We start from the raw sequence: 24,999 nt of genomic DNA, 5'->3' as shown, positions 1-24,999 counted from the left end.
CTCCTGACGGACGGGGGTTCGTGGGTCGGGTCAGCGGGCGGCGATCAGGGCACGCAGGCGGTCGGCCCACTCGGGGGTCTCGGGGAGGTCCCGTACCGGGGTGTCGAAGTGGCCCCGGTTGTCCGGGGCGACCGGGGTCGTGGCGTCGATGATCATCTTGCTGGTGATGCCGGGTGTGTTCGCGGCGGGTGCCAGTGCCATGACCGACAGGTTGGGCACGATGACCACGTCGTCCTGGGGGTTGACCTTGGCGGACATCGCCCACATCACCTGGGGCAGGTCGAAGGGGTCGACGTCCTCGTCCACGACGATCACCTGGGTGACGTAGCCGAGGCCGTGCGGTGTGGTCATGGCGCGCATGCCGACCGCCTTGGCGAAGCCGCCGTAGCGCTTCTTGGTCGAGATGATGACCGCGAGGCCGTGGGTGTACATGGCGTTGACGGCCTGGACCTCGGGGAACTCGGCGCGCAGTTGCTTGAGGAGGGGGACGCAGGTGTTGGGGCCGACGAGGTGGTCGACCTCGGTCCACGGCATGCCGAGGTAGAGGGACTCGAAGACCGGGCTCGTGCGGTACGAGATGCGGTCGACGCGGATCGTCGGCATCCGTCGCCCGCCGGAGTAGTGGCCGGTGAACTCGCCGAAGGGGCCCTCTATTTGACGCTTGCGGCTCTCGACGACACCCTCGACGACGACCTCGGAGCCCCAGGGGACGTCGAAGCCGGTGAGCGGTGCGGTGGCGAGGGGGGCGGGGGCGCCGCGCAGGGCGCCGGCCATCTCGTACTCGGACTGGTCGTAGCCCATGGGCATGCCGGCGACGATCGTGATCACCGGGTCGTTGCCCAGGGTGATCGCGATGGGCAGGTCCTCGCCCAACTCCTCGGCGGCACGCAAGTGTTGGGCCACGTCGTGCATGGGCACGGGCTGGAAGGCGAGGCGGTCGCGGCCGATGACCTCGATGCGGTACGTGCCGACGTTCTGCTTGCCGAAGTGGTCCGGGTCGCGCGGGTCGCGGGAGACCACGGCGGCCTTGTCGAGGTAGAAGCCGCCGTCGCCGTCGTTGAGCCGGAACAGCGGGAGGACCTTGAACAGGTCGATGTCCGGGGCGAATTGGGTGTTCTCCCGCCAGGGCGCGTCCTCGCGGCGCTCGGGTGCGACCGGGAAGGCGTCCCAGCGGCGGGCGAACTCCTCGACCTGTTCGCGCACGGAGGTGTCCCCGGGCAGACCGAGGGCGAGGGCGTGATTGCGCCAGGAGCCGTGGACGTTCATCGCGATACGGGCGTCGGTGAAGCCCTTGACGTCGTCGAAGTAGAGGGCGGGCGCGCCTTCGCCGATACGGCCGGCCGCGTTGGCGGCGGCGGCCAAGTCCGGTTCGGGGAGGACCTGTTCGGTGATCCGCAGCAGCTGGCCCTCTTTGTCCAGGGTGTCCAGGAAACTGCGCAGGTCGTCGTAGGGCATGGGGACTCCGTGGGTCGCTGGGGGGGGCTCAGGCGGCGGGGTGGATGCGTGCGTCGCGGGCGGTCCGCATGCCCGCCCAGCGCTCGGCGGCGGGGGCGGGCAGGTCGAGCTGGTCGAGGACGCGGGAGGTGATGTGGGTGACGATGTCGTCGACCGTGGCGGGGTGGTTGTAGAAGGCGGGCATCGGCGGCACGATCCGTACGCCCTTGCGCGCGAGGGCGAGCATGTTCTCCAGGTGGATCTCGCTCAGCGGGGTCTCGCGCGGTACGAGGACCAGCGGGCGGCGTTCCTTGAGGACGACGTCGGCGGCCCGTCCGATCAGCCCGTCGGCGTAGCCGGTGCGGATGCCGGCCAGGGTCTTCATGGAGCAGGGCACGATCACCATGCCGTCGGTGCGGAACGACCCGGAGGCGATGGTGGCACCTTGGTCCTCCGGGCCGTGGACCACGTCGGCCAACTCGGCGACCTCGCGGGCGGTGCGGCCCGTCTCCAGTTCAAGAGTGGTCCTGGCCCAGCGGCTGAGGACGAGATGGGTCTCCACCTCGGGCAGCTCGGCCAGCTGCTCCAGCAGCCGGACCCCGAGGACGGCTCCGGTCGCCCCGGTCATCGCCACGATCAGTCGCACGTCGTCCAGCTCCTTGCCCAGTCCGGTCTCTGTGCTTTCGACCGTAGGAGCGGTTCCGGGCCCGACAAGGGTAGGCTCGGGACTCATCATGGGAAAAAACGGTCAGCATCGGCTTGAGATCACCGACGTGTCGTACCGCCCGTCGCTGGGCGCTCCCATCGGCATGGACGTCCTGGACTTCGCCGAGCTGCTGGTCCGCGGTGAGCGCCGGGGCATCGACCTGTCGGCCCCGCAGCGGCCGGACTTCCACCATCTGATCCATGTCACCGCCGGTACGCTGCGCCACCGGGTGGACTTCGCGGACTGCGCGGTGGAGGCGGGCGGCTGGCTGTGGGTGCGGCCCGGGCAGGTGCACCAGTACGTCCCCACCGACCTGACGACGGCCCGGGGCACGATCGTCATCTGGCAGCCGGGCTTCGTGCCGGCCGATCCGCCCTTCGACCAGTCACCACTGCTCCCGCCCGAACCCCACGCGGGCGCGGCCCGCCTGACGCTGCGTCATCTCGCGCACGAGTACGCCGACTTGACGTCACTCCCCCTCGACGCGCATCTCCAGACCCTCCGCATGCTCCTCTCCGTCCTGCTGCTCCGCCTCTCGCACGTCCGCCCCGACCCGGTGTCGTCCGCCCCGGCCGACGACACGTTCCGCCGCTACACCGCCGCGATGGAACGCGACTTCCGCACCAGCCACCATGTCTCCGACTACGCCGCCGCCCTCGGCTACAGTCCGCGCACCCTCACCCGCGCGACCCTCGCGGCCACCGGCACGACCGCCAAGCAGTACCTCGACGCGCGGGTCCTCCTGGAGGCCAAACGCCTCCTCGTCCACACCGACGCGACGGCCGCGGACATCTCCCGCGCCCTCGGCTTCGCCGAACCGACCGACTTCGCCAAGTTCTTCCGCAAGCGAGACGGCCGCACGCCATTGGAGTTCCGTGCGGTGGCACGTGGGCAGACATGAGCCGTGCAGGAATTCCAGCCGGACGAGACGGTCGTACGACGTGATGTGTTCCGTCGGAAGGTGTGGAGTGCTCATGCGTTCCGGGTCGTCGAGGACACACCGGAAGCACTTGTCCTCGGCTGCCGGCCGGGCGCGGAGCTGGCGGTCCCGACGACCTGGATCGAGTGGCTGCGCACGGGCGACGCGTCCGCCCGCCAACGCGCCCTGCCGAACCTGGCCGACGGCAACTGGCAGCTCGGCCGGTGGACTTGGCGCGACACGGCCCATCTCCAATGGGTACCGCCCGACACCTGGTTCAGCGTCAACGCCTTCTACGACGTCACGGGCGACCATCGCCTCACGCACTGGTACGTCAACTTCCAGCGCCCGCTGAGCCGCACGCCCATCGGCTTCGACACCTTCGACCTCTTGCTGGACCTGGTGGTCGCGCCCGATCTGTCCCGGTGGGAGTGGAAGGACGAGGACGAGTACGCCCACGGCCGGCGGTTGGGGGTGGTGAGCGAGGTCGAGCACCGGGCGGTGGGTGCGGCTCGCGAGGAGGCGGTCGCGATGATCGGGGAGGCCGTCGGACCGTTCGCCGTCGACCGGGGGTTGAGGAACTGGCGCCCCGAACCTCGCTGGCCGGACCCCCAACTACCCGCCGACGTGCTGACCTTGGACTAGGCGGCGCCGCCTGCGTCTCCCAACGGCCCGAGGCGCACCGGCAGTTCGCTCAACCCCCTCAACAACGTGCTCGTTCGCCACGTCAGTGTCGCGGGGTCGGTGGCGAGTGTGAGGTCGGGGCAGTGGTGCAGGAGAAGGCGTACGGCGATGGCGGCCTCGGCGCGGGCCAGGGGCGCACCCAGGCAGTGGTGGAGGCCGTGGCCGAAGGCGAGGTGTCCGGGACCCTGGCGTCGCAGGTAAAAGCGGTGGGGTTCGGGGAAGTGCAGGGGATCGCGGGAGGCCGCGGCCAGGGAGATCTGCACGGCGTCGCCGGCCGGTATGCGGGTACCGGCGAGGTCCAGGGACTCGGCCGCGAAGCGGAACGCGGTGGCGTGGACGGGCGAGTGGTAGCGCAGCGACTCCTCGACGGCGGCACCGGCCAAGTCCGGTTCGGAGCGCAGCAGTTCGAGCTGGTCGGGGTGGGTGAGCAGGGCATGGACGGTCGCGGAGATCAGGTTGACGGTCGTCTCATGACCGGCGACGAGAAGGAGGAAGGCCATTCCGAGGAGTTCCTCGGAGGTGAGGGGCGACTCGGCGGCGGGTTCACGGGCCGCGGCGACCAGGTCGCCGAGCAGGTCGGCCTCGCGGGTGCCGCGCTTGCGGTGGATCAACTCGGCCAGGTAGCCGCCCAGCGCGGTGGCCGCCGAGGCGCCCGTTTCGGGAGAGGCAGGCATGACGAGTTCGTTCGACCAGGCGTGGAACACCGTACGGTCGACGGTGGGTACCCCGAACAGGTCGCAGATCACCGTGACGGGCAGCGGCAGGGCATACCGGCTCACCAGATCCACCGTCCCGCACGCGGGCAGCTCGGCGAGCAGATCGCCGGCGATCTCCACGATGCGCGGGCGGAGGGCCGCGATCCGGGCGGGCGTGAAGTGACCCGCGACCAGCCGCCGTAGTCGCGTGTGGTCCGGCGGGTCGGTCTGCACCATGTTGCGGCCGAGGGCGTGACCGCCGTCGTCCTGCCAGGTGGAGGAGTGGCGGATGTCGTTGCGCAGTCGCGGGTCGGTCAGCGCGGCACGGGCCGCGTCCCGGGTGACGACCAGCCAGCTCTCGCCACTGCCCGGGACCAGGACGCGGTGCACGGGGCCGCGCTCGCGCAGAGCCGCGTAGACGAGGTGGGGATCGGTGGCCAGGTCATGGCCGTCGAGGGCGAGGTCTTGCAGGGTGGGTGCCGGCACGGCACTCCTTTCGATGGTCACATGGTCACCGGGTACTCGGGCAGGGCGGACGGGTCCGGGCGGTCACCCGCCGCCGCGCCACACGGCGTGCACCTTGTGCGCGAGCGCCGTCCCCTGGGCGTGGCCGGCTCGGGCGGCCGCCGGGCGGCGGGGGTCGGCGGTCAGGTCGCGGCCCATCGCTCTTCGGGCCGTGCGATCGGGGGTCAGGAGGGTGATCTCGGCTCCCTGGGCGGCGAGTTGGGCCGCCTGTTGCGCAGCGCCGGGGTGTGGGCCGACCGCGGTCGGTATCGGTACGACGGCCAGGACGTGGCGGTGGTCGGCGGCCAGGTGGAGATTGGCGGTCGTGCGGCTGCCGCCGTCGATCCAGCGCCGGCCCGCGGCCGTGACGGGCGGCGAGACGAGCGGGACCGCGCAGCTCGCGGCGACCGCTTCGAGGAGGGGGACTTTCGAGTCGGCGTCGAAGGTCTCCAGGTTCCCCGTCGTGGCGTCCACGGCCGCGATCCGCAGGGCTCGGTCCGGCCAGTCGTGTGCGTCGCGCAGCAACACCCCTACCGCGTCGAGGAGTTCGGACTCGGGTCCGGTAGGTGCGCGGAGCGCGGCCCGGCCGAGCCGTCGTACGGAGCGCTGCGGATCGCGGGATCCCAGCGCCGCCCACAGGAAACGGACCGTCTGGGCCGCGGTGACCCGCAGCTCCACCTTGTCGGCGCGGGTGAGTTGACGTTCGTACATCTCCCCTGGCGTCTCGCCCGCCGCGAGCCGGGCGCCGAAGATCGCGCCCGCGGAGGTGCCGATGATCACGTCGGCCCGGTCGAGGTCGACGCCGGCCTCCGAGAGCCCGGCGAGCACCCCCGTCATCCACGCCCCGCCGACGGGCCCACCGCCGCCCAGGACCAGTGCTGTGCCACGCAAGACGCACCCCCGCTCGCAACAAAATGGGGACTACTCCCCACTTGATGGATCGACGATAGCATCAGTACCGGGGAGCACTCCCCACCAGCTCGGAAGACGAAGAAGATGAAGAGGACGCAGATGACGGGCCCGAACGACGCGCAGGAGCCTGCTCGTCGCCGCGATGCGCGGCGCAACCGGGAGTTGCTCGTCGAGGCAGCCCACGCCGTCTTCACCGAACAGGGCCTGCACGCGCCGATCGATGTGATCGCCCGCCGCGCCGGCATCGGCAACGCGACCCTGTACCGGCACTTCCCCACCCGCGCCGCACTGGTGGACTCGGTCTTCCGCGACCTGCTCACCGGCACGATGACGGCGGGCGAGCAGGCACGTGCCGTCGACGACGCCTGGGCGGGGCTGACCGGTTATCTGGAGACCGTCTTCGCCGGGCTGGCCGCCGACCGCGGCACGAACGACCTCATGACCACCCACCTCGACGGCGTCGCATCACTCCAGGCCGTGCACGCCCACAACCGCCGCACCGTGGAACTGCTGTTGGACCGGGGCCGCGACCAGGGCACGGTCCGTGCGGATGTCGCCCCGGAGGACGTCCTGTTCGCCCTCGCCGCGCTGGGCCGTACCGTTCCGGCCCTCGCCTCGGCCGCCGGGCCCGACGCCTGGCGCCGCCCCCTGGCCCTCCTCCTCGACGGCCTGCGCGCCACACCCGCCACCGACGCGCTTCCCTCCCCCGCCCTCACGGCGACACAGCTCAACGACGCGTTGCAGGGCCTCGGGCCGCAGAACTGAGTTGGTGGGCAGACAGCGCACTGCCCGACGCCGAAGAGCAATCGTCCGCTCCTTCGACGCCGGGCAGTGCATCCCCGTACGTTCAGCTCGCCCAGGTCAGGACTCGACCCCGGCCTCCTCCAACTTGCCGGTGCGCTCGGGCTGTTCCTCGCTCGGTGCCGCCTGGCGTACCGCCGGGATCGCCGCCGCGACCAGGGCCGCGAGGAGGGCGACGCCGCCGCCGATGAGCAGGCCGGTGCGGAAGCCGCTCTCGGAGGTGAAGGTGTAGCCGCCCGCCGTGTTGGTCATCTGGGCGAGGACGACGCCGATCACCGCGGCGCCGATCGAGGTGCCGAGCGAGCGCATGAGGGTGTTGAAGCCGTTGGCGGCGGCGGTCTCGGAGAGCGGGACCGAGCTCATGATGAGCGCGGGCATCGCGCCGTAGGCGAGGCCGACGCCGCTGTTGATGACGATGCAGACGACCATCAGGCCCCAGGCGGAACTCATCAGGCCCATCGACAGGGCGTAGCCGGCGGTGATGACGAGGACGCCGCTGATGAGCGTGAACTTGGGACCGCGGGCGTTGGTGAGCTTTCCGCCGAGCGGGGAGACGATCATCATCATGATGCCGCCGGGTGCCATCCAGAGGCCGGAGGCGAGCATCGACTGACCCAGGCCGTAGCCGGTGGCCTCGGGGAACTGCAGCAGCTGCGGCACGACCAGCATGCTGGAGTACATGCCGACGCCGACGAAGATCGAGGCGATGTTGGTGATCAGGACCCGGGGGCGGGCCGTGGTGCGCAGGTCGATCAGCGGGTCACCGGTGCGCAGTTCCCAGACACCCCAGGCCAGGAAAGCCACGATCGCGACGGTGAACAGGCCCAGGACGGTGGCCGAACCCCAGCCCCAGTCGGCGCCCTTGGAGATGCCGAGGAGGAGGCAGACCAGGCCGACGGCCAGGCCGAGCGCGCCGGGGGCGTCGAAGCGCTGCCCCTTGGCGGCGGCCGGTACGTCCGGGATCAGGAACCAGATCAGTGCGGCGACGACCGCGGCGAGGGCGGCCGAACCCCAGAACAGGGCACGCCAGTTGGCGTACTGGGCGATGGCCGCGGCGATCGGCAGGCCGAGGCCGCCGCCGATGCCCATGGAGGCGCTGACGAGCGCGATGGAGGGGCTGAGCCGCTCCTGCGGTACGACGTCCCGCAGCAGGGCGATGCCCAGCGGGACCATGCCCATTCCCATGCCTTGCAGCCCGCGTCCGACGATCATCGGGACGACGGAGGAGGAGAGCGCGCACACCACCGAGCCCACGATCAGCGGGACGGAGCAGGCGAGCAGCATGCGGCGCTTGCCCAGCAGGTCGCCGAGGCGGCCGACGACCGGCACACAGACCGCGGCCACCAGCAGGGTGGCGGTGATCACCCACGCGGCGTTCGAGGACGAGGTGTGCAGCATCTCCGGGAGGTCGGCGATGAGCGGGGTGACCAGCGTCTGCATGATCGCGGCCGTGGTGCCGGCGAAGGCCAGCGTGGCGACCACGCCGCCTGCGCGGGCTGTGGGCTGGGGGGCGTCCATGACGGGACTCCTCGGCATATCTGTTCGGTCGGGACGTGACGGAATGTGCATCGTACACATCGTATGTATCAACCATGTGATGGGGATGATGCATACCGTCGTGCGAGGATGGGTCCGGCCGCCCCGAACCGCAGGAAACGGCGGCGGCATCGGCAGGAAGCAGGAGGCAGCGGACCGATGGACAGGCGTACGCGCGAGATCGAGTACGAGCAGATGCTCCTCAGCCGGCACGGACTGCTCTCGCACAAGGGCGGGCGTCGCAAGGACGGTGTGCTGGACCGCAGCGCCTACATCCTGTTGAGCCGGATCCGCATCCAAGGGCCCATGTCCATCGGCGAGTTGAGCGACGCCTTCGGCCTCGACACGTCCACCCTCAACCGGCAGACGGCGGCGGCCATGCGCTCCGGCCTGGTGGAGCGGATCCCCGATCCGCAGGGCGGCATGGCCCGCAAGTTCCGCATCACGGACCTGGGCGCGCAGATGCTCGACGAGGAACGCGAGGGTCTCGTCCAGTCCCTGGACCAGATCATGGACGACTGGTCGGAGGCGGACATCGCCGCCTTCGCGGCCTTTCTGCGACGCTTCAACACCGACATCGAGCGGCTCGGCGGGCGCCCCTGGCCGCGGCCATGAGTGAGCCCCGCCCCGTGGCAACTCACGGGGCGGGGCGGTCGGTTCACACCTGGTGCAGCTGGATCAGGACGAGCGGCGCGAGCGGCTCGCCGCGTAGACCACGCCGCCGCCCAGGGCGATCACGAGGGCCGCGCCACCCGCGAGGAGGCCGACCGGCGCGTTGGAACCGGTCTCCGCCAGCGGCTGCTTGCCGCCGTTGGGCGTCGCCTTCGGCGAGGGCGAGGGCGTCGACTTCAGCGGCGGGACGTGCGCCGAGGTGGGAGGCGTCGTCGAGGGCTTGGGGCTGGGCGGCGGGGTCGTCTCGTCGGCGGGAGGCGTGCTGCCGGCCGGGGTCGACGGCGTCGCGGGCGGGGCCGAGGCCGGCTGGGTCGGCGTCGGGGTGGGCGACTCGGGCGTGCTGGGAGTGCACTCCTTGTCGCCGCCGTTCCAGGCCGCGATGAGGTGGTACGGGGTCATGATGTTGTCGGGCTCGTAGGGCAGCGGGCCGTGGCCCTCGCCGGTACCGCCGTCGTAGGTGACGTCGTCGCCGTAGAGGTCGATCTGGCCGTAGCAGTCGGGCGACTTGACGTTGAGCTTCTGCCAGGTCTGTCCCGAGTCGTCCGCGCCGGCGACGTCTTTGGACGTGAGGTAGACCGTGGCCTTGTCGACCATGGTCTGGTGGCCGGAGGTGTACCAGGTGGATCCTTCGGCGGTGTACTCGGCGAGCGAGACGGGGTACTTGCAGCCTTCGCCGACGCTCTGGCCGGGGGCGAGCCGGACCTCGACGGTGCCGGGGACGGCGTCCCACTGGTGGAAGCCGCCCTGCGAGGTCCAGTCGGCGCCGACAACGTTTCCGTCGGCGCCGACGATGCGGTACTGCACGGTGGCGGACTGGCACGCGTCGTTCTCGGTGGCACTCGCCGTACCGGCCGCGAGCACGGGCGCGGCGGCGGCTATGAACGCGGTGGCCGCCAGGGCGGACAGGGATGGGAGGTGGTGCGAACGTGACAAGGTGAGCCTCGACGATGATAAAAGGTGTGGGAGGTGGCAGAGCGCGGGCGGCGGGCGCACGAAAGGAAACGTTCGAGGGCGTGCGCGACCGGACCGCCCGCAAATGCTTCGCTCAGCGAAGCCACAGCGAAGCAAGCTGAATTCTTGTCACCTTTCACAACTCCCGTCAATCCTTCACCAGTTGGCCACAGGTCAAGATCCGGGAATCACCGCGAGTAGATGCCATCGCAGGCCGTCCAACTCGACGTAAAGGCCGGGGTCCAGGAGTTCGTCGCCGTCCCGGTCGTAGGTCGAATCGGAAAGCAGTTCGGTGAGTTGGCGGGGCCCGCCGAGCAGGTCGCTCCACGGGAGGCGGACCCGGCCCTGGGCCGGCTGCTCGGACAGGTTGACGACGACGAGATGGCGGCTGGAATCGGTCGTCCAGGACCAGGCGATCAGGTTCTCGTGGGACGGGTTGTCGGGCCAGCCGGTGCAGTCGAGCAACTGCCACTCCCCTCCCGTACGCATGCCGGAGGCGCCCAGCGCGGCTGTCAACTGGTGGTAGAAGGCGAGGAGTTCCCTGTCGACGGGTTCGTCCGGCCTACGGGAGAGGAAGACCGGCGGGCGTACCCGGCGGCCCTCGAACTGCCCCTCGTGCCAGAGGGTCGCGCCGGGCAGCGTCGCGATCGTGACCGCCGCCGCCCGTTCCCGCTCGGGTGTCAGGGTGGCGGCGGCCCGGGGTTCGTCGTGGTTCTCCAGGAAGCGGACCAGGCCGCGCTGGTAGCCGAGGTCGGCCCGCAGATGGCCGCGCACCGAGTCCGCGCCCTCGTGCAGCAGCCGGTCGTAGAGCCGTTTGTCGTAGCAGTGGTCGAACCCCTGCTGCTGGAGGGCCCGTTCGAGGTCCCAGTACGCCTCGGCGACGAAGAGGAGATCGGGGTGGCGCTCGCGGACCTTCGGGACGACGTACGGCCAGAAGTCCTCGGCCGGTGCCGTGCCCGCGCGCTCGCCCCAGGTCTTCGCGAACACGTCGGTCATCAGCAGCATGGCCATGTCGCAGCGCACGCCGTCCGCCTGGTCGCCGATCGAGGCCAGGGTGTCGACGGCTGCCGCGCGCAACTCGTCGCTGAAGGCGTTGAGTTGGACGACGTCGGGCCAGGGCGCGAAGTAGGGATCGCGGCCCCGCGCGAACACCTTGCCGCCGGTCTCCAGGAAGGCGCCGGGGTCGCGGGCGAGGTCGTCCGGAGTGCCCTGGACCAGGCAGCCAGGGCGTTCGGTCAGCCAGGGGTGGTCGGGGGCGACGTGATTGGGAACGTAGTCGAGGATCAACCGGACGCCACGCGCGGCCAGTTGGGCGCGGGCCTCCGCCAGCCCCTCCGGCCCGCCCAGGGACGCGTCCACGACGTAGTTCCGGACGCAGTACGGCGATCCGGCCACGTCCGCCGGGCGGAGGTCGGGCAGTGCCGCCCGGAACGACGCCTGCAACGAATCGTCGCGCAGGGCGATCTCCAGTCCGGCGGGGCTGCGCTCCCAGACGCCCATCAGCCAGACGGCGTCGACGCCGGGGAGGGCGACCTCGTCCCAGGCGGGCGCGGGCACCTCGCCGAGGGTGATGGGGCGGCCGTAGCGGGTGCTCAACTCCCCCAGCCAGATGAGGGTGTTGATCTCGTAGATCACCGGGTGGTCGGGCCAGGCGGTCATGACAGCGGCTCCTCTCGGTCGCCGGTCGGGCGCAGGCTCTCGCGGCCCCGGGCCGACCACTCGCCGTCGCCCAGGGTGTGGAAGAGGGTGGCGGTGATGGCCGACAGGCCGGTCCAGCCGGTCTGGTGGGAGGCGCCGAGGCCGGCGCCGTTGTCGCCGTGGAAGTACTCGTAGAAGAGGATCAGGTCCTTCCAGTACGGGTCCTTGGCGAACTTGGCCTGGGCTCCGTGCACCGGGCGGTGTCCGTCCTCGTCGCTGAGGAAGGTGGCGGTGAGGCGGTCGGCGATCTCGCGGGCGACCTCGTAGAGGGTGAGGTGGCGGCCCGAGCCGGTCGGGCACTCCACGGTGAAGTCGGCGCCGTGGAAGGCGTGCAGGTTCAACAGCGCGCGGATCAATAGCAGGTTGACCGGGAACCACACCGGGCCGCGCCAGTTGGAGTTGCCGCCGAACATCCCGGAGTCGGACTCGGCCGGCAGATAGCCGACGCCGTAGGTCTCCCCGTGCACGTCGAAGGTGTACGGGTGCTCGGCGTGATAGCGGGAGAGGGAGCGGATGCCGTGCGGGCCGAGGAACTCGTCCTCGTCGAGCATCCGGGACAGGACGCGGCGCAGCCGGTCCTCGCCGAACAGGGCGAAGAGGTAGCGGCCGTCGGCGTTCGGGCCCATCGCCTCGTGCGAGGAGATGGTGGCCTCCACGGCCGGGTGGCGTTCGATGAACTCCAGTGCTCCGGCGACGAGTTCGGGGAAGCGCTGGTCCGCCCAGCCGCCGACGAGGCTGGTGGCGGCGAGGGGGATCAGGCCGACGAGCGAGCGCACCTTGAGCCGGGTCGCCGTGCCGTCGGGCAGCCGCAGCACGTCGTAGAAGAAGCCGTCCGCCTCGTCCCAGAGGCTCGCGTTGTCGGCGCCGATACGGTTCATGGCGACGGCGATCCACGCGAAGTGCTCGAAAAGGGACTGCGCCTGCTCTACGTAGACGGGGTTGTCGACGGCCAGCTCTATGGCGATCTCAAGGAGGTTCTGGCAGTACAGCGCCATCCACGCGGTGCCGTCCGCCTGGTCGAGGTGGCCGCCGGTGGGAAGCGGGGCGCTGCGGTCGAAGACGCCGATGTTGTCGAGGCCGAGGAAGCCGCCCTGGAAGACGTTGTTGCCGTCGGTGTCCTTGCGGTTGAGCCACCAGCTGAAGTTCTTCATCAGCTTCTGGAAGGCGTTCTCCAGGAAGGCGCGGTCGCCCTTGCCGGTGCGGTGCTTCTCCAACTCGTAGAGGAACAGGGTGGCCCAGGCGTGCACGGGCGGGTTGACGTCCCCGAAGTTCCATTCGTAGGCCGGGATCTGGCCGTTGGGGTGGAGGTAGAGGCGGCGCAGCAGCAGGTCCAACTGGCCCTTGGCGAAGGTGAGATCGACCATCGACAGGGCGACGGTGTGGAAGGCGAGGTCCCAGGCGGCGAACCACGGGTACTCCCAGGTGTCCGGCATCGACATGATCTCGTCGTTGACCATGTGGTACCAGTTGCTGTTCCGTACCCGGGGGTCGGAGGCGAGCGGGTCGACGCCGTGCTCGGTGAGCCAGCGTTCGACGTCGAGGTAGTAGTACTGCTTGCTCCACAGCATCCCGGCCAACGCCTGCCGTACCAGCCGCCGTTCGTCGGCGCCCGCGTCGGCGGGGGTGCAGGCGTCGTAGAACTCGTCGGCCTCGGAACGGCGTTGGGTCATGACGGTGTCGAAGTCAGCGGTCCAGTCGGGGAGTTCGGCGGCGGTGAGACGCAGGCGGACGGTCGCGCTCTGTCCGGCCGGGATGGTGAGCACGTGGTGGACGGCGGCCTTGGTGCCGGTGCCGTCGGGGTTGACCGCTCCGGTCTCGCCCTGGACGACGTACCGGTCGATGCCGTCCTTGACGTACGGGGAGGCGTTCGGACTGCCGAAGATCTTCTCGTTGTTGGTGTCGTTCTCGGTGAACAGGGTCCGCGCCTCCGCGTCGCAGTACAACCGGCGCGGGCCCAAGTCCTCGTGGTCGGCGCGGAGTTCGCCGCCGGATTCCTGGCGGATGGACGGGACGGCGGTGCCTCCCGCCCAGGACCAGGTGTGCCGGAACCACAGGGTCGGGAGCAGGTGCAACGGGGCTTCGTCGGGGCCCCGGTTGTGGGCGGTGATCTCGATCAGCAGGTCTTCGGGCCCGGCCTTGGCGTACTCGACGAACACGTCGAAGTAGCGGTCCTCGTCGAAGATGCCGGTGTCGAGGAGTTCGTACTCGAAGTCGCCGCGCCCGCGTGCCGAGTTGGTGGCCTTGAGGTCCTCGTAGGGGTACTCCGCCTGCGGATATTTGTAGAGGTACTTCATGTACGAGTGCGTGGGCGTGCTGTCGAGATAGAAGTAGTACTCCTTGACGTCCTCGCCGTGGTTTCCCTCGGAGTTGGTGAGGCCGAACATCCGCTCCTTGAGGATCGGGTCACGGCCGTTCCACAGCGCGAGCGCGAAGCACAGCCGCTGTTTGTCGTCGCTGATGCCCGCGATGCCGTCCTCGCCCCAGCGGTAGGCGCGGGAGCGGGCCTGGTCGTGGGTGAAGTAGGACCAGGCGTCGCCGCTGTGGCTGTAGTCCTCCCGTACGGTGCCCCACTGGCGCTCGCTCAAGTAGGGGCCCCAACGGCGCCAGGGCACCCCGGAGTCGTCGGCCTCGGCCAGCCGTCGCCGTTCGGCATCCGGTGTGTCAGCGCTCGTCGCCATCGTGTGTCCTCCCCTTGGCCCGACCCATTCCCCCAGACTCGGGTGTCCCGGACCCGACGGCAACACGAACACCCGGGCGGAGCATGTCGGTGTCCGCCAGAAACACCGCAACGGCGAGCAGCAGAGCCGCCATTGCCGCGGCCGGCGCCAGCAGGAAGGCTCCGGCGGGGCCGTGACCGTCGGTCAGGTAGCCGGCCAGCGCCTGTCCGGTCGCGGTGCCGAGCGGGCCGCCCGCGCACAGGATCGTCAGGGCTGCGGTCGCGCGGTCGGCGGGCGCGAGGCGTTCGGTGAGCGCGTAGAGGCTGATCATGTAGGGCGCCACGGTCACACCGGCGACGGCCATTGCCGCGGGAACGGCGTGCAGTCCGTACCCGGCGACGAGGGTGAGCGTGCCCAGCAGCAGGGTCGCCGCGAAGGTCACGTACCGGTGGAGCAGCGTGAAGCGGGCGGGGAGCCAGGCGCAGGCGGCACCGGCCAGAGCGCTGCCGATGCCGAAGAGGGCGTAGAGGAGCCCCGCGCTGCCAGGGTGTCCGCTGTCGTCGGCGTAGGCGGTGACGCCGGTCTGTACGGCGCCGAAGACGGTGCCCATCGCGGCCATGGCGAGGAACATGACCGCAAGTGGCAGACGGGGCAAGGGAGTTCGTGGGCTGCCCGGTGCCTCTTGCTGTGCGGCTCCGCCGGGGGCGAGGGACAGGGTGAAGGGCAGGGTGGCCAGGAGGAGCAGGGCGACGGCCGCCACGGTCGGTGCTGTCGGGCCGAGGGCGGTGAGGAGTCCGACGATCGCCGGGCCCGCGACGAAGCTGATCTCGTCGGCGGTCGCCTCGTACGAGAGGGCTGTGGGGACGAGGTCGGGCCGCTCGCGCGCGTGGAGCAGGCGTGACCAGTGGACGCGGACCAGGGAGCCGACCGGCGGCTGGGTGAGTCCGGCCAGGGCAGCCGCGGTGATCATGCCCGGGCGGCCGGTGTGGCTCGCCACGACGAGGCCGGTCAGGGCACCGGCGTTGGCGAGCGCGCTCACCACCCCGACGAGACGGTGCCCGTGCCGGTCGGCCAGCGCTCCGGTGACCGGGGCGCCGAGTGCGTTGGCGATGCCCTGGGCAGCGGCGGCGAGACCCGCGAAGGCGTAGCTGCCGGAGGCGGCCCGGACGAGGATGAGCGTCGCGAGCGACGAGGTCGCGTAGGGAAGGCGGGCGAGGAATCCGAGCGGGAAGAATCCCGCGCCGGGAACGCGGAGAAGGGGTCGGTACGCCATCGGCGTCTCCCGTGAGCACGTCGGAGGGACGCGCTACCCAGCCACCGACGCGTTGACGATCCCGCTTCTGCCGCGCAGCCTAGCGAGCCGGCCGCCCTGCCACCAGAGCGACTTCGCCGCTCGCGACCGTCGCATCTCGGGTGTGGATATGGCGTTCTCAAATGACGAGAGGTAGCCTCTCATCCGATCGTCACGTCTCGCCGGGGAGGCCGTCATGGCAGGCACGATGCAGGGCAAGGTCGCGGTGATCAGCGGCGGTTCGACCGGCGTGGGGAGGGCCGTCGGGGCGCAGCTCGCCGAGAACGGGGCACAGGTGGTGCTGCTCGCCCGGCGTGCCGACCGGCTGGAGACGGCCGCGCGGGAGATGGCCGGCTCGGTGCTGACGATCCCGACCGACGTCAGCAGCGGCGACAGTGTCCGCGCGGCCTTCGCTCAGGTCGAGGAGCGGTTCGGGCGGGTGGACATCCTGGTGAACAGTGCCGGGGTCGCCCGTATCCGCGCCATCGAGGAGACCGCCGACGAGGACATCCACGCCTGCGTCGGCACCAACCTGCTGGGCCCGATCCACACGATCCGCTCGGCCGTGCCCCTGCTGCGGGCGGCCGGGGGCGGCGACATCCTCAACATCTCCTCCGAGATCACCCTCGACCACATGCCGCTGATGGCGATGTACGCGGCGAGCAAACACGGCCTGAACGGCTTCACCGCCGCGATGCACAAGGAGCTGCGCGGGGACGGCATCCGGGTCGCGCTGGTGATCCTGGGCTCGATCTCGGACAGCGCCTTCATCGAGAACTTCCCCGGCGAGGACCGGCAGCGTGCCGCGCCGGTATGGGAGGCGGACGGCTATCTGACCAGGGTGGGCGCCATGAAGCCGCTCCCCTCGGCGACCGTCGCCCGCGTGATGGTCCAGTTGCTCGCCACTCCGCCCGAGGTCGTGCAGGACGTGGTGCACATCCGCCCGGCCGGCTGAGGCCCCCGGTCCACACCATGCGGCAACCTTGGACACCCCATAAGTCGGCCTTATGAGGTCATAGACCGGACCCACGTACTGGGTTAGGCATGCCTTAGCTTAGGCTTCCCGTCGAGTCGCCTGTCATCGTTCGAAGGGAACCTGATCATGCCGCGCCCCCTGCGGGTAGCCATCGTCGGAGCCGGTCCCGCCGGGATCTACGCCGCCGACGCCCTGCTCAAGTCCGAGGTGGCCGCCGAACCCGGTGTGTCCATCGACCTCTTCGAGCGGATGCCCGCGCCCTTCGGCCTGATCCGGTACGGCGTCGCCCCCGACCACCCGCGCATCAAGGGCATCATCACCGCCCTGCACCAGGTCCTGGACAAGCCGCAGATCCGTCTCTTCGGCAACGTCGACTACCCGACCGACATCAGCCTCGACGACCTGCGCTCCTTCTACGACGCTGTGGTCTTCTCCACCGGCGCCACCGCCGACCGCGAGATGTCCATACCGGGCATCGAACTGGACGGCTCCTACGGCGCCGCCGACTTCGTCTCCTGGTACGACGGCCACCCGGACGTCCCGCGCACCTGGCCGCTGGAGGCCGAGAAGGTCGCCGTCCTCGGTGTCGGCAACGTGGCCCTCGACGTGGCCCGTGTGCTCGCCAAGACCGGCGACGAGCTGCTGCCGACCGAGATCCCGCCGAACGTCCACGAGGGCCTCAAGGCCAACAAGGCCCTCGAAGTCCACGTCTTCGGCCGCCGCGGCCCGGCGCAGGCGAAGTTCTCCCCGATGGAGCTGCGGGAGCTGGACCACTCCCCCAACATCGAGGTCATCGTCGACCCCGAGGACATCGACTACGACGAGGGCTCGATCACCACCCGTCGTGGCAACAAGCAGGCCGACATGGTCGCCAAGACCCTGGAGAACTGGGCGATCCGCGATGTCGGCGACCGCCCGCACAAGCTGTTCCTGCACTTCTTCGAGTCGCCGTCGGAGATCCTCGGCGAGGACGGCAAGGTCGTCGGCCTGCGCACCGAGCGCACCGCCCTCGACGGCACCGGCAACGTCAAGGGCACCGGCGAGTTCAAGGACTGGGACGTCACCGCGGTCTACCGCGCGGTCGGCTACCTCTCCGACAAGCTCCCCAAGCTGCCCTGGGACATCGACTCGGGCACGGTCCCGGACGAGGGCGGCCGGGTCATCCAGGAGACCGGCGAGCACCTTCAGTCGACGTATGTGACGGGCTGGATCCGGCGCGGTCCGGTCGGTCTGATCGGTCACACCAAGGGCGATGCCAACGAGACGGTCGCGAACCTGCTCGACGACCACGCCAACGGCCGTCTGCACACGCCTGTTTCGCCCGACCCGGAGGCCGTGGAGGCGTTCCTCGCCGAGCGGAACGTCCGCTTCACCACTTGGGACGGCTGGTACAAGCTGGACGCGGCCGAGAAGGCGCTGGGCGAGCCGCAGGGCCGTGAGCGCGTGAAGATCGTCGAACGTGAGGACATGCTCCGGGCGAGCGGCGCGTAAGCCTCGACGAGTTGAAGTTCGAGGGGCCCGGCGGCCGTACCGCCGGGCCCCTCGCGCACGTCAGCTCACAGCCCTCCCGTACCGGGCGAACACGGTGTACCCCGGCTTCTCCACCTCCAGGCACTCCAGCTGCGCGGACGGACCGTCCGCGGCGAAGAGCCGCTCCCCGGTGCCGACGACCGTGGGGAAGGTGATGAGCCGGTACTCGTCGACCAGGTCCTCCGCCATCAGCGTGTGGACGACGCTCAGGCTGCCCATGACGATCACCTCGCGCTCCTCGCGTTTCACGGCATCGCCGAGATCGCCGTCGAGGAGCGTCGAGTTCGCCCACGCCGACACGTCGGTCAGGGTGCGGGAGGCGACCAGTTTCGACGCGGCGTTCATGCGGGCGGCGAACGGGTCGTCGCGGCCGGGCCACAGCCGCGCGAACGCCTCCCACGTGCCACGGCCGAGCAGCAGCACCCCGTCGCCCAGGGTGTCGGCCAGCCGGAACCTGTCGCCCTCGATCTCCTCGCGGCCGTAGCGGAAGAGCCAGCCGCCGTACGGGGTGCCGTCGGACCCGTCGGGGTCGGAGACGACCCCGTCCAGGGTGGTGAACTGAATGACGGTGACGCTCATGATCCATTGTCCTTTCGGTCGATGCTCACCGGTACGTACCGGCGGCAACGGCCGAACTCATCGCGGCGAGCGCCGTCAATCCGAGGAAATCCGCCGGGGCAGGCCGAAGGACGCCAGCACCTGCGGCTCGGTGAAGACGACGTTGCTGGTGACACGGCCGCCGACGACCGTGAACACCTGGACGCTGTGCAGCCACCGGCCTCCGTCGGGGTCCGCCGCGTACGCGGCGAGCGCGGGCTGCGAGTTGGCCGCGATCGGCCTCAACGCCCAGTCCGTACCCCGGAGTTCGAAGACCCTGCGCATGAACGCGCCGTAGTGCCCGGTGCCCCGGAACCAGAGCGGGACCGGCGGCATCTCCAGGACGACCTCGTCGGCCAGGAGCCGTACGAGGGCGGGGACGTCGGCCGCCTCGAAGGCCCGCAGGTAGCGGTCGATCACCTCGCGCGACTCCCGGTCGTCCGGTTCGGCGACCGTGTGACCGTCGCCGATGTCCGTGAGGGCGGCGCGGGCCCGTTGGAGTGTGCTGTTGACGGCCGGGACGGTGGTGTCGAGCTGGTCGGCGACCTCGGCGGCGCTGAACTGGAGCACCTCGCGGAGCACGAGCACGGCCCGCTGGCGCGCCGGGAGCCGTTGCAGGGCCACGACCAGGGCGAGCCGCATGTCGGTCCGCGCCTCCATGTCGTAGCGCGCGTCGGGGAAGGGCTGGAGCCAGGGGATGTCGGTGGCCGGAGTGAGCGGTGTCATGGGGTCCTCGCCCGGCGCGCCGAGGCCGGACGGGAGGGGGCGGCGGGCGCGGCCTTCGAGGGCGGTGAGGCAGACGTTGGTGGCGATGCGGTACAGCCAGGTGCGGACGGACGCACGGCTCGCGTCGTAGCGCTCGCGGGCCTTCCACGCGCGCAGCATCGTCTCCTGCACCAGGTCCTCGGCCTCGTGGAACGAGCCCAGCATGCGGTAGCAGTACGCCACCAACTCGCCCCGGTACGGCTCGAAGTCCACCCGCCCATCATGGCGTACGCGGCTGTTAACGTCCTCCGGTGTTCTCCCTCCTCGAACCCCCGTTCTTCTCCCGGCTGCGCGACGCGCGCCGGATCCTCGTCGCCGGGGCCGGCGGCGGCTTCGACGTCTACGCGGGGCTGCCCCTCGCGCTCGCGCTGCGCTCGGCGGGCAAGGAGGTGCACCTCGCCAACCTGTCGTTCGCCGATCTCTACGGCCTCGACCAGGACGTGTGGGTGGAGCCGGACGTCGCGGCGGTGGGCCCCGACACGGAGGCCCGGGGGGACTACTTCCCCGAGCGTTCGCTCGCCCGGTGGCTCCGGCTGAACGACATGCCTGACACGGTGTACGCGTTCCCCCTGACCGGCGTGCAGCCGCTGCGGGCGGCGTACCGCGCGCTGATCGACCACCTGGGCGGTGTCGACGCCGTCGTGCTCGTCGACGGCGGGACCGACATCCTGATGCGCGGCGACGAACACGGGCTCGGCACACCGGAGGAGGACATGGTCAGCCTCGCCGCGGTGGACGGGCTCGACGACGTGCCGGTGCGGCTGGTGGCGTGTCTGGGCTTCGGCATCGACGCCTATCACGGGGTCAACCACGCGCTGGTGCTGGAGAATCTGGCCGCCCTGGAGCGCGAGGGTGCCTACCTCGGCGCGTTCTCGCTCCCGCGCGAGAGCCGCGAGGGGCGGCTGTACCTCGACGCTGTGGCCCACGCCCAGGCGAGCACGCCGGACCACCCGAGCATCGTCAACGGTTCCGTCGCCGCCGCAATACGCGGGGATTTCGGCGACGTCCGCTTCACCGAACGCACGCGCGGCAGCGAGCTGTTCATCAATCCGCTGATGTCGCTGTACTTCTGCGTGGACGCTCCGGGGCTCGCGCGCCGCAACCTCTACCTCGACCGGCTGGGGCGAACCGCGTTGATCCGGCAGGTCAGTTCCCGCATCGAGGAGTTCCGCGAGGAACTGCCCCGGCAGCGGCCACCGCGCGCCTATCCCCACTGACCGCCGGCCCCGGTGTGGTCAACTCGCCGGTGTCAGCGCCTGTTCGGCCCAGATGGTCTTGCCGGTCGCGGTGTGCCGGGTGCCCCAGTCCGCGGTGAGCTGGGCGACCAGGAGCAGGCCCCGGCCGCCCTCGTCGTAGATCCGGGCCCGGCGCAGATGGGGCGAGGTGGAGTTGCCGTCGGAGACCTCGCAGATGAGCGTACGGTCGAGGATCAGGCGGAGTTGGATCGGCTCGGCGCCGTAGCGGATCGCATTGGTGACGAGTTCGCTGACGACGAGTTCGGTGACGAAGGCCTCCTCCGTCAGCCCCCAGGCGTCGAGTTGGGCGGTGGCGAGCCTGCGGGCCTCGGAGACGCCCTCGAAGTCGGCTGCCAGGTCCCAGACTTGGACGTGGTCGGCGTCAAGTGCCTTGGTGCGCGCGAGCACCAGGGCCACGTCGTCGCCGGGGTGCTTCGGCAGCAGCGCGGAGAGCACCTGGTCGCAGCGGTCCTCCAGGGTGGACCGCGATCCGGCCAAAGCCTCACGCAGTCGGGAGATACCCAGGTCCGGGTCCCGGTCGGCGGACTCCACAAGACCGTCCGTGTACAGGGCGACGAGGGTGCCTTCGGGCAGTTCGAGTTCGGTGGTCTCGAAGGGCAGGCCGCCCACGCCCAGGACCGGGCCGACGCCGATGTCGACCACCTGCGTGGTGCCGTCCGGCAGGACGAGGACGGGCGGGGGGTGACCGGCGCTGGCGGCGCTCAGCATCCGCGACACCGGGTCGTAGACGGCGTACAGACAGGTCGCCCCGGTGCCGCCGACGCCGGCGCGCCCGCCGTTCTCGTCGTCGCCGCCGAGCCGCAGGACCAGGTCGTCGAGGTGGGCCAGCAGTTCGTCGGGCGGCAGGTCGACGTCGGCGAGCGTCTGGACCGCGGTGCGCAGCCGACCCATGGTCGCGGAGGCCTGGATGCCGTGGCCGACCACGTCACCGACCACCAGGCCCACCCGCGCGCCGGAGAGCGGGATGATGTCGAACCAGTCGCCGCCGACACCGGCCCGCGAGTCGGTGGGCAGATAGCGGCAGGCGACGTCGACCGCCGACTGCGGGGACGTGCCGCGCGGCAGCAGATTCTCCTGGAGGGTGAGCGCGGTGGAGCGCTCCCGGGTGTAGCGGCGGGCGTTGTCGACGCAGAGGGCGGCTCGGCCGGCGATCTCCCGGGCCAGGGCGAAGTCGTCCTGGGTGAAGGCGTCGGGCCGAGTGCGCAGCAGGACGGCGACTCCCAGTGTGGTTCCGCGCGCGATCAGTGGCACCGCCAGCAGTGAGGTGACGACAAAGCCTCGCATCTTCGAGGCCCGCGCCGGGACACCCGCGATCCACCGGTCGAAGTCCGGGTCGCCGCTCCCGCTGAGCACCGGACGGCCGGTGAGCAGGGCGCGGGCGGGCGGCGCGTAGGGCGGGTAGGCGTCGCTGGCGCCCAGGCCGATCACGGCCTCGGGGGTTCCCGGCTCGGTGGACAGGTGCGCGGCCCGGCGGAGCACGACGTCCGCGTCCGGGCCGCCGTCCTCGGGCTCCTCGCCGCGCATCACCGCCTCCAGCAGGTCCACGCTCGCGAAGTCGGCGAACCGCGGGACGACCAGTTCGGCGAGTTCCCGCGCGGTGCGGTCGAGGTCGAGGGTCGTGCCGACGGAGACGGCGGCCTCGTCGAGCACCGCGAGCCGCTGCCGCGCCCAGTGCTGCTCGCTGCTGTCGAATCCGGCCATGCCCACGGCGCAGACCTCGCCCCGGTCGTCCCGGACCGGCCACAGCTCCAGGTTCCAGGCGTGCTCGCGGATTCCGGACGGGGCGCGGGTGTAGCTCTCGTAGTGCGCGGGTTTGCCCGTGGCCGCCACGTCCCGCAGCGCCTGGAGGGTGCCCAGCTGGTCGACGTCCGCAGGCAGGCCGTAGGGGAAGGCGTGGCCGCGCAGGGCCTCCTCGCCGAGCCCCATCACCTCGCAGGCCACGGCGTTGAGCCGCAGATACCGCTGCGCGGCGTCGAACACCGACATCGAGAACGACGCCTGCCGGAACGCGCGCTCGATCAGCGCGCGCTCGTCGTCGTCCCCGCGGGCGGGATCCATGGGTTCAGTGTGCTCCCGCACCCGGACCCCAACAACCGGGCGCCTGACCGGGGCGAACGGGCCCGACGGGATCGAACGAATACTTGGGGTCCGTAAATGCTGTGAAGTGCCCCACGACGGGTAGTTCTTAACTCAGCGCCTCTTCCGCGTGAACACCTCCACTCAAAGGAACTGTGGTCTTGGCTCTCGCGTACCCTGACGCCCCGTCAGCCCGTCGACCCGGGCGTACCTGGACTATTCGCATCACAGGTCACCGCGACCGCACCGCTTCGGTCAGCTGCTCCTCCGGGTGCGGCATGCCCGTCCGGTCGCGTGACCTCCCGGCCCTGCGCCGCTTCGCCGAAGCCCATGCGGCGGCCCACGTCAGAGCGGCGACCGTACGCCCCGACGCGGCCTGCGGCTGCCGTCGCCAGCGGTGTGCGGCGCACGAGGGGACCCGGGTCGACTGCTCGGGCTCGGTGCTGCTCGTGCTGCGGCACGATCCGGCGGTCGGCCAGGTGTGGACCCTGGCCGAGGTCTGCGCGGCCTGCGCCTCGCTGATGACCCATACCCGGGTCGTCGGCAAGCCCGCGCCACGCACCAGGCCGCCGCGCCAGGAGACGGTCGTACCCCTGCAGGCGGCGCCCACGGCGAGCGCGCGCTCGGTACCGGCCGGATTCAGCGCGCCACCGGCCGAGGCGGGTACGGCGTCCCGGCCGGAACGACGGCGGCGGTGACGTGTGCGGTGCGGGACACACGGACGGGACCCACCCCGAGCGGATGGTGGGCGGGTCCCGTCCGCGCCACCATTCTGGGGACCGGGCCATGTCAAAGGCACGTGTGAAACCCCGCCGCCCGGAGTGGACCGATCACACCCCGCGCGTATGCTCACGCGGGATCGCAGGAATTCCGGGCATACGAGACTCCACGACCCCCGCTTGACCCACCAAGATCTCCGACGCTCATACTGGTGGGTCAGCCCCGCCCCCGCCCGCAGATTGGCCTATGTCGAACTCCTCCACAGCTCCGCCCACGATCCCCCACACGGTGTGGCTGGCTCGCGGCAGCCACGTCGGGTCCCAGGACGCGGCGGGTGTCGTACGGCGACAGTTGCAGCGACTCAAGGACCGCGAGGTCATCGACGACCACATGGAACCGGACGAGGATCAGGGCCATGACCCCCGGGAGCTGGTCTTCGAGGCCCGTTGGCGGGTCGAGGGGACGGTCACCGTGCGGGCCCGGCTGACGTTTCCGCCGCTTCCGGAACCGGGCTCGCCCGCGGCCCCGGCTTCGGCCGACGGGCGGGAATGGATCCTGGTCGCGGAGGCCGAGCAGGTCTGGGATCCCCGGTGGCCCTCTCCAGCGACCGTGTTCTGGCCCGAGGACGCGGACACGGGCTGGGACCACGCACCGGTCCCGGGGCTGCGCTTCGGAGAGGTCAATCCGCTGCCGTCCGACGAGAAGGATCTGCGGCGGCTGTTCCGGAGTTGCGCGCAGGACGGCTGGAGCGTCCACGTCGTCGTGCACGAGGCGATGACCCCGGACGCGCGCGGCCGGCTCCCCCTGGCCCGGCTGCTGCCGCCGAGTCTGCGGCACTGCGTGGTCGAGCACCGGGCCACACCCGACCAACTACGCTCCGTCAACTGGGCGTTGCTGCGCGAGTTCGACTTCCAGGTGCCGCGCGGCGGTGCCGTGGTGCTGCCCACCAACCCGGCCGCCCCCGGCTACGACGTCCGTGACTTCTCCGTGCGCAGCGTCTTCCTCGACGGCTCCGAGCCCACCGAACTCGTGGACGTGCTGTGCCGTTACGCCGCCTCCGCGCGCCCCCTGCCGGAGGGCGGCGCCGAAGCCGTCACGGCGCTGCGCGAGCAGTGGAGCCTGATGACGCTGGAGGAGGAACTGGCCCGGGAGCGCAGGCTCGTGGCCATGTACGCCGAGGCGCTCGAAGCGATGACGAAGTCCCGCGACCTGTACCGGGAGTCCGCCGACCGCGCCAACGAGGCACTGGCCGCGCTGCGCGAGTCCGGCGGCGCTGTCGTGCCGGACGGGCCTCCCTCTTCTGCCGGGTCCCCGTTCCAGCGGACGTTCGGCCGGTTGCGGGACGTGACGAAGGCACTGCGCCCGGCGCCGGCGGCCGAGAGGGACCCTGAACCGCCGTCGGCCGACGGGGACCGCGTCGAGCCGCCGCGGGACGGCGACCGGTCAGCTGAAGAGCGGTAGGCGGTCGGCGCCGGCGCCGAGGGAGCGTCGCTCGGCGCCGGTGAGCGGTGCGCGGCCCGTGGCGGCGCGGGCGTAGTGCTCGTCCGTCCAGTCCAGGGGGACGGGGCGGCCCAGCAGTCCGTCCGGGGGGCGTACGACGGCCAGTCCACTCGCTGACG

The 24,999-nt window shown here is 71.0% G+C and carries 20 protein-coding genes and 1 pseudogene; 9 read left to right on the top strand and 12 right to left on the bottom strand.

What is annotated here, in order from left to right:
* Window positions 1-30: 30 nt before the first annotated feature.
* Together ACIBJH_RS27370 and ACIBJH_RS27365 are read right to left on the bottom strand one after the other, a co-directional pair.
* On the bottom strand, window positions 31-1,455 hold the full coding sequence (locus ACIBJH_RS27370) for a non-oxidative hydroxyarylic acid decarboxylases subunit C (protein WP_399119516.1): 1,425 nt from the start codon (window positions 1,453-1,455) through the stop codon (window positions 31-33).
* A 28-nt stretch (window positions 1,456-1,483) separates the two neighbouring features.
* A complete protein-coding gene (locus ACIBJH_RS27365) occupies window positions 1,484-2,080 on the bottom strand; it encodes a non-oxidative hydroxyarylic acid decarboxylases subunit B (protein ID WP_399119515.1) in 597 nt (198 codons plus the stop codon).
* Window positions 2,081-2,168: 88 nt separating this feature from the next.
* Here ACIBJH_RS27365 and ACIBJH_RS27360 point away from each other — a divergent pair, with 88 nt between their 5' ends.
* Window positions 2,169-3,041: an AraC family transcriptional regulator gene (locus ACIBJH_RS27360; protein WP_399119514.1), complete on the top strand. Its 873-nt coding sequence runs from the start codon at window positions 2,169-2,171 to the stop codon at window positions 3,039-3,041.
* Window positions 3,042-3,044: 3 nt separating this feature from the next.
* Entirely contained in the window at window positions 3,045-3,704 is a 660-nt protein-coding gene (locus ACIBJH_RS27355) for a DUF402 domain-containing protein (RefSeq protein WP_399119513.1), read from the top strand.
* Here the strand turns inward: ACIBJH_RS27355 and ACIBJH_RS27350 are convergent.
* Both ACIBJH_RS27350 and ACIBJH_RS27345 read right to left on the bottom strand, forming a co-directional pair.
* Entirely contained in the window at window positions 3,701-4,924 is a 1,224-nt protein-coding gene (locus tag ACIBJH_RS27350) for a cytochrome P450 (RefSeq protein ID WP_399119512.1), read from the bottom strand. The genes ACIBJH_RS27355 and ACIBJH_RS27350 overlap by 4 nt on opposite strands.
* Window positions 4,925-4,987: 63 nt before the next feature.
* The gene (locus ACIBJH_RS27345; RefSeq protein ID WP_399119511.1) at window positions 4,988-5,833 is read right to left on the bottom strand and encodes a patatin-like phospholipase family protein; all 846 of its coding nucleotides are present in this window, start codon (window positions 5,831-5,833) and stop codon (window positions 4,988-4,990) included.
* Between the two features lie 120 nt (window positions 5,834-5,953).
* Here ACIBJH_RS27345 and ACIBJH_RS27340 point away from each other — a divergent pair, with 120 nt between their 5' ends.
* Window positions 5,954-6,619, top strand: a complete 666-nt coding sequence (locus ACIBJH_RS27340; RefSeq protein WP_399119510.1) for a TetR/AcrR family transcriptional regulator — start codon at window positions 5,954-5,956, stop codon at window positions 6,617-6,619.
* Window positions 6,620-6,715: 96 nt separating this feature from the next.
* On the opposite strand, the gene ACIBJH_RS27335 is transcribed toward ACIBJH_RS27340, so the two are convergent.
* Complete coding sequence (locus ACIBJH_RS27335; protein ID WP_399119509.1) at window positions 6,716-8,173, bottom strand: MFS transporter; 1,458 nt, start codon at window positions 8,171-8,173, stop codon at window positions 6,716-6,718.
* Between the two features lie 177 nt (window positions 8,174-8,350).
* On the opposite strand from ACIBJH_RS27335, the gene ACIBJH_RS27330 reads away from it, so the two are divergent.
* Complete coding sequence (locus ACIBJH_RS27330; protein WP_399119508.1) at window positions 8,351-8,806, top strand: MarR family winged helix-turn-helix transcriptional regulator; 456 nt, start codon at window positions 8,351-8,353, stop codon at window positions 8,804-8,806.
* Between the two features lie 63 nt (window positions 8,807-8,869).
* On the opposite strand, the gene ACIBJH_RS27325 is transcribed toward ACIBJH_RS27330, so the two are convergent.
* The 4 genes from ACIBJH_RS27325 to ACIBJH_RS27310 all read right to left on the bottom strand — a co-directional run bounded on the left by ACIBJH_RS27325 (window position 8,870) and on the right by ACIBJH_RS27310 (window position 15,442).
* Entirely contained in the window at window positions 8,870-9,796 is a 927-nt protein-coding gene (locus tag ACIBJH_RS27325; RefSeq protein ID WP_399119507.1) for a hypothetical protein, read from the bottom strand.
* Window positions 9,797-9,988: 192 nt separating this feature from the next.
* Window positions 9,989-11,473: an alpha-amylase gene (locus ACIBJH_RS27320; protein ID WP_399119506.1), complete on the bottom strand. Its 1,485-nt coding sequence runs from the start codon at window positions 11,471-11,473 to the stop codon at window positions 9,989-9,991.
* Window positions 11,470-14,190, bottom strand: coding sequence for an MGH1-like glycoside hydrolase domain-containing protein (locus ACIBJH_RS27315; protein WP_399119505.1), 2,721 nt, complete (start codon window positions 14,188-14,190; stop codon window positions 11,470-11,472). The genes ACIBJH_RS27320 and ACIBJH_RS27315 overlap by 4 nt, the downstream gene beginning before the upstream one ends.
* Window positions 14,174-15,442: an MFS transporter gene (locus ACIBJH_RS27310; RefSeq protein ID WP_399119504.1), complete on the bottom strand. Its 1,269-nt coding sequence runs from the start codon at window positions 15,440-15,442 to the stop codon at window positions 14,174-14,176. Before ACIBJH_RS27310 ends, ACIBJH_RS27315 begins: the two co-directional genes overlap by 17 nt.
* A 214-nt stretch (window positions 15,443-15,656) precedes the next feature.
* Between ACIBJH_RS27310 and ACIBJH_RS27305 the strand changes: the two genes are divergently transcribed.
* Complete coding sequence (locus tag ACIBJH_RS27305) at window positions 15,657-16,415, top strand: SDR family oxidoreductase (RefSeq protein WP_399119503.1); 759 nt, start codon at window positions 15,657-15,659, stop codon at window positions 16,413-16,415.
* 147 nt (window positions 16,416-16,562) lie between these two features.
* On the top strand, window positions 16,563-17,927 hold the full coding sequence (locus ACIBJH_RS27300; protein WP_201049849.1) for an FAD-dependent oxidoreductase: 1,365 nt from the start codon (window positions 16,563-16,565) through the stop codon (window positions 17,925-17,927).
* 60 nt (window positions 17,928-17,987) lie between these two features.
* Here the strand turns inward: ACIBJH_RS27300 and ACIBJH_RS27295 are convergent, their stop codons facing one another.
* Both ACIBJH_RS27295 and ACIBJH_RS27290 read right to left on the bottom strand, forming a co-directional pair.
* The gene (locus ACIBJH_RS27295; protein ID WP_399119502.1) at window positions 17,988-18,545 is read right to left on the bottom strand and encodes a dihydrofolate reductase family protein; all 558 of its coding nucleotides are present in this window, start codon (window positions 18,543-18,545) and stop codon (window positions 17,988-17,990) included.
* Between the two features lie 75 nt (window positions 18,546-18,620).
* Window positions 18,621-19,550 (bottom strand): annotated as a pseudogene (locus ACIBJH_RS27290) (sigma-70 family RNA polymerase sigma factor); the annotation flags it as partial.
* A 29-nt stretch (window positions 19,551-19,579) separates the two neighbouring features.
* Between ACIBJH_RS27290 and ACIBJH_RS27285 the strand changes: the two are divergent.
* Window positions 19,580-20,545 (top strand): DUF1152 domain-containing protein, encoded by a 966-nt coding sequence (locus ACIBJH_RS27285; RefSeq protein WP_399119501.1) that lies wholly within the window; start codon window positions 19,580-19,582, stop codon window positions 20,543-20,545.
* Window positions 20,546-20,563: 18 nt separating this feature from the next.
* Here the strand turns inward: ACIBJH_RS27285 and ACIBJH_RS27280 are convergent, their stop codons facing one another.
* A complete protein-coding gene (locus tag ACIBJH_RS27280) occupies window positions 20,564-22,642 on the bottom strand; it encodes a SpoIIE family protein phosphatase (protein ID WP_399119500.1) in 2,079 nt (692 codons plus the stop codon).
* Between the two features lie 296 nt (window positions 22,643-22,938).
* On the opposite strand from ACIBJH_RS27280, the gene ACIBJH_RS27275 reads away from it, so the two are divergent.
* A complete protein-coding gene (locus ACIBJH_RS27275) occupies window positions 22,939-23,358 on the top strand; it encodes a hypothetical protein (protein ID WP_399119499.1) in 420 nt (139 codons plus the stop codon).
* A 268-nt stretch (window positions 23,359-23,626) separates the two neighbouring features.
* Window positions 23,627-24,841, top strand: a complete 1,215-nt coding sequence (locus ACIBJH_RS27270) for a hypothetical protein (protein WP_399119498.1) — start codon at window positions 23,627-23,629, stop codon at window positions 24,839-24,841.
* Window positions 24,842-24,999: the final 158 nt, after the last annotated feature.

Source organism: Streptomyces sp. NPDC050548 (genome assembly GCF_044457385.1).
Lineage (GTDB): Bacteria > Actinomycetota > Actinomycetes > Streptomycetales > Streptomycetaceae > Streptomyces.
Note: the sequence above shows the minus strand (reverse complement) of the source record. Positions and strands in the feature narration are given on the sequence as shown.

What these genes read in the sequence shown, in the direction of transcription:
- ACIBJH_RS27370 (WP_399119516.1), bottom strand. Translation starts at nt 1,455, where the DNA reads ATGCCCTACGACGACCTGCGCAGTTTCCTGGACACCCTGGACAAAGAG.
- ACIBJH_RS27360 (WP_399119514.1), top strand. Translation starts at nt 2,169, where the DNA reads ATGGGAAAAAACGGTCAGCATCGGCTTGAGATCACCGACGTGTCGTAC.
- ACIBJH_RS27340 (WP_399119510.1), top strand. Translation starts at nt 5,954, where the DNA reads ATGACGGGCCCGAACGACGCGCAGGAGCCTGCTCGTCGCCGCGATGCG.
- ACIBJH_RS27335 (WP_399119509.1), bottom strand. Translation starts at nt 8,173, where the DNA reads ATGGACGCCCCCCAGCCCACAGCCCGCGCAGGCGGCGTGGTCGCCACG.
- ACIBJH_RS27330 (WP_399119508.1), top strand. Translation starts at nt 8,351, where the DNA reads ATGGACAGGCGTACGCGCGAGATCGAGTACGAGCAGATGCTCCTCAGC.
- ACIBJH_RS27320 (WP_399119506.1), bottom strand. Translation starts at nt 11,473, where the DNA reads ATGACCGCCTGGCCCGACCACCCGGTGATCTACGAGATCAACACCCTC.
- ACIBJH_RS27315 (WP_399119505.1), bottom strand. Translation starts at nt 14,190, where the DNA reads ATGGCGACGAGCGCTGACACACCGGATGCCGAACGGCGACGGCTGGCC.
- ACIBJH_RS27310 (WP_399119504.1), bottom strand. Translation starts at nt 15,442, where the DNA reads ATGGCGTACCGACCCCTTCTCCGCGTTCCCGGCGCGGGATTCTTCCCG.
- ACIBJH_RS27305 (WP_399119503.1), top strand. Translation starts at nt 15,657, where the DNA reads ATGGCAGGCACGATGCAGGGCAAGGTCGCGGTGATCAGCGGCGGTTCG.
- ACIBJH_RS27300 (WP_201049849.1), top strand. Translation starts at nt 16,563, where the DNA reads ATGCCGCGCCCCCTGCGGGTAGCCATCGTCGGAGCCGGTCCCGCCGGG.
- ACIBJH_RS27295 (WP_399119502.1), bottom strand. Translation starts at nt 18,545, where the DNA reads ATGAGCGTCACCGTCATTCAGTTCACCACCCTGGACGGGGTCGTCTCC.
- ACIBJH_RS27280 (WP_399119500.1), bottom strand. Translation starts at nt 22,642, where the DNA reads ATGGATCCCGCCCGCGGGGACGACGACGAGCGCGCGCTGATCGAGCGC.
- ACIBJH_RS27275 (WP_399119499.1), top strand. Translation starts at nt 22,939, where the DNA reads ATGCCCGTCCGGTCGCGTGACCTCCCGGCCCTGCGCCGCTTCGCCGAA.
- ACIBJH_RS27270 (WP_399119498.1), top strand. Translation starts at nt 23,627, where the DNA reads ATGTCGAACTCCTCCACAGCTCCGCCCACGATCCCCCACACGGTGTGG.